The following is an 8,468-nucleotide window of genomic DNA, read 5'->3' on the forward strand; positions in this document are numbered from 1 at the left end:
AAAAGTTGATCATCGTAATCATCCGCCTACACGAGCGATACTTTATTTGGTTGGTGGTTTCACACGGCATGGTTTGCCCTGCCCTGTATCCTTTCGTAAACTGCCCGCCACCCTCGGGGAAGCCTTGAACAGCGTGCTTCCCACTCATCGACCAGCGAAGTCAGGACACCCGTGGCAAGAAAATCCAGAAGGGATCTCACCCATGCAACGGGCACAGGCGATGCACCGGTCACGGTCATCGATGTGGCTCGTGCAGCCGGGGTTTCTCCCATCACGGTGTCTCGCGCCGTCAATCGCCCCGAGCTGGTCAGTGATGCAACCCGCGAGCGGGTGCTGGAAGTCGTCAAGGCCATGGGTTATGTGCCCAATCTTCTGGCTGGCAGCCTTGCCAGCAGCAAAAGCAAGCTGGTGGCTATCCTGCTGCCCACCATTGCCCACTCGATTTTCGCCATTGCCGTGCAAGCCATCATGGATCGCCTGACGGAAGCCGGGTATCAATCGCTGCTTGGCCCTACCGGCTATTCCCCTGAAAAGGAAGAGTCTCTGCTTGAAGCCATTCTTGGTCGTCGCCCCGACGGTATCGTGCTGACCGGTACGCTGCACACCGAAGGCAGTCGCGCCCGGCTGGCCAGCGCCGGTATTCCAGTGGTTGAAGCCTGGGACCTGAGCGACACGGCGCTGGATATGCAGGTCGGTTTCTCCCATGAAAAGGTGGGAGAGTTTGTGGCCGATCACTTTGTCGCCAAGGGCTATGAGCGCTTTTCGGTGATCACAGTCGACGATCCTCGCGGGATTCGCCGTTGCAACAGCCTGATTCAACGGCTGGAGCAACATGGCCTATCTGAAGTGCCAGTCGAGGTGCTGCCTTTGCCCGCGACCTGGGAAGTGGGCCGCGAAGGCCTCAAACGTCTGCTGTTACGCCACGAGCGCCCACAACTGGTGTTCTGCAGTTCCGATACCGTAGCCATGGGGGTACTCGCTCAAGCCACGGAGTTGGGTTTGCGGGTTCCCCAGGACATTGCCGTGCTGGGCTTCGGCGATACGACCAATAGTCGGTTTGCGCAACCGGCGCTGTCGACCATCAGCGTCAACTCCACACTGATGGGTCATGAAGTCGCACAGGCTCTATTGCGCCGTTTTGAAGGCGATACCTCGATCACCCACTTCGACAGTGGCTTCTCGCTGATCGAACGCGCCAGCACCTGATCCCTCTCTTTTTTCAAAAAAATGCTGCACTGGGCTTGAATGATAACGTTATCTGAACAATGATAACGTTATCGTTGTACGACAACGTATGAGAACTCAAAACCTGCTCACGCCTATCTACCCGCATAAAAATAACTAGTGGGAGCGTCATACATGCAAGAACCCAAGAAAACCCGTGCCCGGTATCTGATCCTGCTCATGCTGTTTCTGGTGACCACGATCAACTTTGCCGACCGCGCCACCATCTCGATTGCCGGGTCCAGCATCCAGAAAGACCTGGGCATCGACTCCATCACCCTCGGCTACATCTTTTCCGCTTTCGGTTGGGCCTATGTGCTTGGCCAGATTCCCGGCGGCTGGCTGCTGGACCGCTTCGGCTCCAAGAAGGTCTACGCGGCAAGCATCTTCACCTGGTCGCTGTTTACCCTGCTGCAAGGCTATATCGGTGAGTTCGGGGTCGGTACAGCGGTGGTCGTTCTGATCCTGCTGCGCATGATGGTCGGCCTGGCTGAAGCGCCCTCCTTTCCGGGTAATGCGCGCATCGTGGCTTCCTGGTTCCCCACCAAGGAACGCGGTACAGCCTCGGCGATTTTCAACTCGGCCCAGTACTTCGCAACGGCCCTGTTCGCGCCGCTGATGGGCTGGATCGTCTACCGCTTCGGCTGGCAGTACGTATTCATCTTCATGGGTGCCATAGGCATCGTGTTCTCGATGATCTGGCTGCGGGTCATCTACAGCCGCTGGCCAATGCTGAAGAAGTCCGCTACATCGCCGAGAACGGCGGCCTGATCGATCTCGATGACAAGAAAAAGAAAACCGACGCTGGTCCGAAATGGGATTACATCCGTCAATTGCTCACCAACCGCATGATGGCCGGCGTCTATCTCGGACAGTTCTGCATCAACTCGCTGACGTACTTCTTCCTGACCTGGTTCCCTGTGTACCTGGTCCAGGAGCGCGGTATGACCATCCTCAAGGCCGGGCTCATCGCTTCGCTGCCCGCCATTTGCGGCTTTCTCGGTGGCGTGTTGGGCGGTGTGTTCTCGGACATGCTGCTGCGTCGCGGCAATTCCCTGAGCGTGGCGCGCAAGACACCTATTGTCGTCGGCATGCTGCTGTCGATGTCGATGATCATCTGCAACTACGTCGAAGCTGACTGGATGGTTGTCGCCTTCATGGCACTGGCCTTTTTCGGCAAGGGCGTCGGAGCACTGGGCTGGGCGGTGGTGTCCGATACCTCGCCAAAACAGATCGCAGGTCTGGCCGGTGGCCTGTTCAACACCATCGGCAACATCTCCTCGATCACGACGCCTATCGTGATCGGCTACATCATCGCCGCTACGGGCTCGTTCAAGATGGCGCTGGTATTTGTCGGTGCCAACGCCTTGATTGCGGCCATCAGCTATCTGTTCATCGTCGGCGATATCAAACGCATCAATCTCAAAGGGATCAGTGATCCGCTGGAAGACAAGCCGCTACAGGCCGATTCGCCAGCCGCGCCTCACACTCCCCGCTGACTCACAACAAGAAAGGACTTTGATTCATGACTGTTCAGACTTCAAATCAGGCAACACACGGCGCACCGGTCATCACAGAACTGCAGGTCGTTCCCGTTGCGGGCCACGACAGTATGCTGCTCAACCTCAGCGGTGCCCATAGCCCGTACTTCACACGAAATGTGCTGATCCTCAAGGACAACGCCGGCCATATCGGCGTCGGTGAAGTGCCGGGCGGCGAAGGCATTCGCAAGACCCTGGAGGATGCCAGGGGCCTGCTGCTCGGTCAGTCCATCGGCAATTATCAGCACCTGCTCAAGCAGGTCCGCACAGCCTTTGCCGATCGCGACGTCGGCGGACGTGGCCTGCAGACCTTCGACCTGCGTATCACTATCCATGCGGTCACTGCCGTGGAGTCGGCCCTGCTGGATCTGCTTGGCCAGCATCTGGAGGTGCCGGTGGCCGCCCTGCTCGGCGAAGGCCAGCAACGGGATGCGGTGGAAATGCTGGGTTACCTGTTCTATGTCGGCGACCGCACCCGAACCGATCTGGCCTATCGCTCGGAGGCCGATGCCGATAACGCCTGGTTCCGCCTGCGCAATGAGGAAGCATTGACTCCGGAAAAGATCGTCAGCTTGGCTGAAGCAGCCTACGAGCGTTATGGCTTCAAGGATTTCAAGCTCAAGGGCGGCGTATTGCGCGGCGATGAGGAAATCGAAGCGGTCACCGCCCTGACCGAGCGTTTCCCGGAGGCGCGCATCACTCTGGACCCGAACGGTGCCTGGTCATTGAAAGAAGCCATCCGCCTGTGCCGGGACCAGCATCATGTGCTGGCTTACGCCGAAGACCCATGTGGCGCGGAAAACGGTTTCTCTGGCCGTGAGGTCATGGCCGAGTTTCGTCGCGCCACGGGTTTGCGCACTGCAACCAACATGATCGCGACCGACTGGCGTCAGATGGGTCACGCCATTCAATTGCAGTCGGTGGATATTCCGCTGGCCGACCCGCACTTCTGGACTATGCAGGGTTCGGTACGTGTGGCACAGATGTGCAACGAGTGGGGCCTGACCTGGGGCTCGCATTCCAATAACCACTTCGATATTTCCCTGGCGATGTTCACTCAGGTCGCGGCTGCCGCTCCTGGCCAGATCACGGCCATCGACACTCACTGGATCTGGCAGGATGGACAGCGCCTGACCAGAGAACCGCTGAAAATCGAGGGAGGACTTGTGGCCGTGCCGAAAAAGCCGGGCCTCGGGATCGAACTGGATATGGACGCTCTGCAAAAGGCCCATGAAGTCTACAAAGGCATGGGCCTGGGTGCCCGTGACGACGCTATGGCCATGCAGTACCTGATTCCAGACTGGACGTTCAACAACAAGCAGCCTTGCCTGGTGCGCTGATCGGTTCACAGTTGTAGGTCCGAAACTGGCCACTCAGTTGGCAGCCGGCGCACAACCCCCTTGTGCGCCGTTTTTTATCAAGGCCTGCAGACCCTGACGTATATTCTGCCAAAGTCGTAAACATGTAACAGGATGCGTACAAAATCTGAGACACAGCCTCGCTCCCGGAAGCTAAAAACGACTTCATATAGAAGCTACAAGCTGTTGATTTAATGGGGCTATCGCGCAACAGATCAAGTCCTCTCGCGCTATCGCCATCGGTCAAAAGCCTGGCGATTCATTACCTCAAAATGTATATACAAGCAATCACGCATATTCACATTCGTGACCGGGATCTCTTTATTGACGTCGAAAATGGGTCCCGCTACATCATCATGGATGAAAAAATGCCCCATAACCTGTTTCCGCAAATTGGCCCAGTTATCGCCAGTATTGGTACTCGGAATTTCTCACGTGCGTTTCAGGAACTGATCAATACGCAGCTTGGAATCGATGCCGCACATCTTCACGCGCTGCCACAGCCCCTGCAAATTGAGCATTCTTCCGCTCGTGCGGTGTTTGACGAAACGGTAACTTCACCGCGCAACCTCAGCCTTTTCACCGACTCGGTCCATCTTTACCCGACGCTGGAGTCCAATGGTTACTGCTGCCGAATCACGGTCTTTCGTGCGCCACCTTCACCTTGTTTCTCCGCTGGCGAGCGTCGTCGGTTGAAAGACATCTCGCCGTTCCTGTTTTCGATCCTCGAGAAACATGTGGAAGCCTTGCAGGCTGTCCTGTCCAGGGCCGAAGCCAACAAGACTGAAAGCCTTGAAGACCGCTTCCACGAGCGCCTTCGCGAAACCGGCCTGACGCTTTCCGAGCGGGAAACACAGGTCTGTCTCGGGCTGCTGGCCGGGCATACGGCCCTTGAGCAGGCCGAGCGTTTGACGCTGAAGGTCAATACCGTGGGCAGTTATCAGCGCCGCGCCGCCGTCAAGCTGGGGATCAGCGGGCGCAATTCACTGATGCGCTGGATGTACGCGTCGTCCGAAGGCATTTCCATAGCCAACTGAAGCTCTGGACCTGCCCTCGGACGCGGTTTTCAATCCCGTGCCAACGCTTCGATCGGATCAAGCCTTGCCGCATTGCGTGCCGGTACAAAGCCGAACAGCACGCCAATCAGTGTCGAACAGGCGAAGGCGGTGACGATCGAAGCCGGTGAGAACACCATTTCCCACTGTTTGACGAACAGCGTGAACAGGTAGCCGATCCCGTAAGACAGGGCGATACCGATAACCCCGCCGATCAGGCATACCATCACGGCCTCCACCAGAAACTGCTGGCGGATATCAGACTGGCGAGCACCGACGGCCATGCGGATACCGATCTCGCGGGTCCGCTCGGTCACCGACACCAGCATGATGTTCATCACCCCTATACCACCGACCACCAGGGAAATCACCGCAATCAGCGACAACAGCAAGGTCAGCGAGCGACTGGTTTTCTGCACGGTCTGCATGACGCTGTCGAGGTTATTGGTGAAGAAGTCCTTGGTGCCATGGCGCTGCAGCATGAGGGCCTTGATCTCTTCCTCCACCTGCTTGCTCGGCATGCCGTCCTTGACCCGCACACTGATGCTGTCCAGATGGCGCTGGCCCAGCACGCGACCGGCTGCCGTCTCGTAAGGCATCCAGATATTGAGGGTATTGCCGGCGATGAACAGGTTCTTGTGATCGCTGGTAACGCCAATCACCGTGCACGGCAGATTGCCGATCAGGATCACCTTCCCCAACGGATTTACACCCGGCCCGAACAGCCGCTGAGCGGTGTTGTGATCGAGCACCACCACCTGGGCCTGACGCCGTGCATCCTGCTCGTTGAAGGTGATGCCTGCCGCCAACTGGATGTTGCGCACCTGGAAGTACCGGTTGCTGACGCCGTTGAGCTGGGCATCGACGTCAATGTTGCGGTAGCGCACCAGCATGCTTCGACCGACCACCGGCGTAGCGCTGTCGATGTAATACATCCGATTGAGCGCCGCGACGTCGGACGGTAACAGGGTTTCGATGGACTTGGCCCGGCTGTCACCGAAGTTGCTGCCCGCGTAGATATCGATGGTGTTGCTGCCGATGGCCTGGATGTCCTTGAGCACGTAGCGCTTGGCACCTTCGCCAATGGCCGAGATGGACACGACCGAAGTGATACCGATGATGATCCCGAGCATGGTCAGCAAGGTGCGCATGCGGTGCGAAATCAGGGCGATCCAGGCCATGTTGAAAGCTTCGCGAAACAGACCGAGGCTGACACCCAGGCGCCGGGCCGCGCCCTCATGCTGCAACTGAGGCTCGGGTTCGGGCGCAGCCTGTGCCTTCTGCACCGTTCGCTGGTCACTGATGATCTCGCCGTCACTGACTTCGATGATGCGCTCGGCGTGGGCCGCGACCTTGGGGTCGTGGGTGACCAGAATCACTGTATGGCCGAGGCCATGCAGCTCAAGAAGGATGTTCATCACCTCCTTGCCGCTGGCGGTATCCAGGGCGCCGGTGGGTTCGTCGGCCAGAATTACCTGACCGCCGTTCATCAAGGCGCGGGCAATACTCACCCGTTGCTGCTGCCCACCGGACATCTGGCTCGGCCTGTGCGACAGGTGCCCACTGAGCCCCAGGCGCGTCAGCAACTCTGACGCACGCTGATGCCGCTGCGCCTGGGATTTGCCGGCATACACAGCCGGGATCTCGACGTTGCGCACGGCATCCAGGTGCGGCAGCAAGTGATAGCGCTGGAAAATGAAACCGAAATGGTCACGACGCAGCGCCGCCAGTTCCTCATCATCGAGGTCACGGGTTTCCTGGCCGTTGACCTTGTAGCTGCCGCCGCTGGCATGGTCCAGACACCCAAGGATATTCATCAGCGTCGACTTGCCCGAGCCCGAGGCACCGATGATCGCCACCAGCTCGCCTGCATGAATCGCCAGATCGATGTGCTTGAGTGCCAGAAACTCGCGGTCTCCGGCCATGAAACTGCGGCTGACACCTTGCAGGTGCAGGATCGGGCTGCCTGTATCGATCGTCGTCTCGTGGAGAGCTGCAACCTCTACCTTCTGGTTCATGCTCAGGACCCCGCCACGGTCGCTGACGGATCGGCGATGACCACCTGATCACCTTCGGCGAGCCCGTTCTTGATCTCCACCTGAACGTTATTGTTGATCCCGGTCTGAACCTTGCGCTCCTGGGCGAAACCGCTCTTGTCCAGGACACGAACGGTGTAGACACCTTCTGCATCGCGATTGCCCAGCGCGGCCACCGGCATGCTCAGGGCATTCTTGGCGGTGTCGAGAACGATACGCACCTGAGCGGTCATGGAGATGCGCAGGCGATGATCGAGGTTCGGCACTTCAAACAACGCGTTATAGAACACTGCCGAGTTCTGCTTGGATGACGAACCGCTGCCTTCGGTTTCCAGGTAGTCCTGTGGCGCTGGCTCGGTGCCGCGCAGCGTGGCGTAGTAGCGTTTCTCTTCACCCAGAATCGTGAAGTAGACCTCCTGACCCGTGCTGATATGAATCACGTCCGCCTCGGAAACCTGAGCCTTGATGGTCATGGTGTCCAGGTCCGCCAGCTTGAGCAGTACCGGCGCAAGTTGCTGGGCGATAACGGTCTGGCCTTCCTGGGTCACGATACCTACCACGTCGCCGTCGATGGGCGCGACGATGCGGGTATAGCCCAGATTGACCTTGGCCGTGTCGATCTGCACCTGGGCGCTTTTGATCTGCGCATCCAGGGCGCTGACGTTGGCTTGCTGCACTTCATAGTCGGACTCGGCATTCTCGAAGTCCTGACGGGAAATAGACTGATCGGTCTGTAATTCCTTGTAGCGATCATAAAGGCGCTTGGCCTGTTTCATCTGGGCTCTGGCCGAGAGCCGGTCGGCCTGCAGCTTTTCCTCGTCCACTTCGGCCTGACGCAAGGTGTTGCGCAGTACCAGGGGGTCGATTTCAGCCAGCCACTGGCCCTTCTTGACCTTGTCTCCCAGCTTGACCTTGAGCGACTTCATCTGCCCGGAAACCTGGGCACCGACGTCAACCTGCTTGATGCCTTCCAGCACGCCCGTGGCCAATACGGCGTTCTCGATGTCGCTTCGCTCGACCCTGGCGGTGATGTAGGTCGGCGGCTTGGCCGGAGCTTCGATGGCATACAACACGGCACCCGCCACCAATACCAGGGCAGTACCCAATCCAACCTTACGCAATTTCGACTTGTTCATAGATGCCCACTGATACTTGAAGATCGCGCCCACCAAACGGGGCGGTAACTGACTTTTCGGTGTTCTGTGCAGCAGAGCTTCCCGCGCTCATCGGCGGGAAGCTCCTTTCTTCATGGCC

General features: G+C 58.4%; 5 protein-coding genes and 1 pseudogene. 4 read left to right on the forward strand and 2 right to left on the reverse strand.

What is annotated here, in order from left to right:
• Window positions 1–171: 171 nt before the first annotated feature.
• The 4 genes and pseudogenes from KGD89_RS12970 (at window position 172) to KGD89_RS12985 (ending at window position 5,160) form a co-directional block, all read left to right on the forward strand.
• A complete protein-coding gene (locus KGD89_RS12970) occupies window positions 172–1,206 on the forward strand; it encodes a LacI family DNA-binding transcriptional regulator (RefSeq protein WP_025260210.1) in 1,035 nt (344 codons plus the stop codon).
• 153 nt (window positions 1,207–1,359) lie between these two features.
• Window positions 1,360–2,723 (forward strand): annotated as a pseudogene (locus tag KGD89_RS12975) (MFS transporter).
• 26 nt (window positions 2,724–2,749) lie between these two features.
• Window positions 2,750–4,105, forward strand: coding sequence for a glucarate dehydratase (gudD, locus tag KGD89_RS12980; RefSeq protein WP_025260211.1), 1,356 nt, complete (start codon window positions 2,750–2,752; stop codon window positions 4,103–4,105).
• 386 nt (window positions 4,106–4,491) lie between these two features.
• Window positions 4,492–5,160, forward strand: a complete 669-nt coding sequence (locus KGD89_RS12985) for a helix-turn-helix transcriptional regulator (RefSeq protein WP_025260212.1) — start codon at window positions 4,492–4,494, stop codon at window positions 5,158–5,160.
• Window positions 5,161–5,189: 29 nt separating this feature from the next.
• On the opposite strand, the gene KGD89_RS12990 is transcribed toward KGD89_RS12985, so the two are convergent.
• Both KGD89_RS12990 and macA read right to left on the reverse strand, forming a co-directional pair.
• Window positions 5,190–7,196, reverse strand: a complete 2,007-nt coding sequence (locus KGD89_RS12990) for a MacB family efflux pump subunit (RefSeq protein WP_025260213.1) — start codon at window positions 7,194–7,196, stop codon at window positions 5,190–5,192.
• A 2-nt stretch (window positions 7,197–7,198) separates the two neighbouring features.
• Window positions 7,199–8,350, reverse strand: a complete 1,152-nt coding sequence (macA, locus tag KGD89_RS12995; RefSeq protein ID WP_025260214.1) for a macrolide transporter subunit MacA — start codon at window positions 8,348–8,350, stop codon at window positions 7,199–7,201.
• Window positions 8,351–8,468 lie beyond the last annotated feature (118 nt).

The organism is Pseudomonas cichorii (assembly GCF_018343775.1).
GTDB lineage: Bacteria > Pseudomonadota > Gammaproteobacteria > Pseudomonadales > Pseudomonadaceae > Aquipseudomonas > Aquipseudomonas cichorii.

Bases quoted from the DNA above. Each gene is read 5' to 3' on its own strand.
- gudD (WP_025260211.1), top strand. From the start codon at position 2,750: ATGACTGTTCAGACTTCAAATCAGGCAACACACGGCGCACCGGTCATC.
- KGD89_RS12985 (WP_025260212.1), top strand. From the start codon at position 4,492: ATGCCCCATAACCTGTTTCCGCAAATTGGCCCAGTTATCGCCAGTATT.
- KGD89_RS12990 (WP_025260213.1), bottom strand. From the start codon at position 7,196: ATGAACCAGAAGGTAGAGGTTGCAGCTCTCCACGAGACGACGATCGAT.
- macA (WP_025260214.1), bottom strand. From the start codon at position 8,350: ATGAACAAGTCGAAATTGCGTAAGGTTGGATTGGGTACTGCCCTGGTA.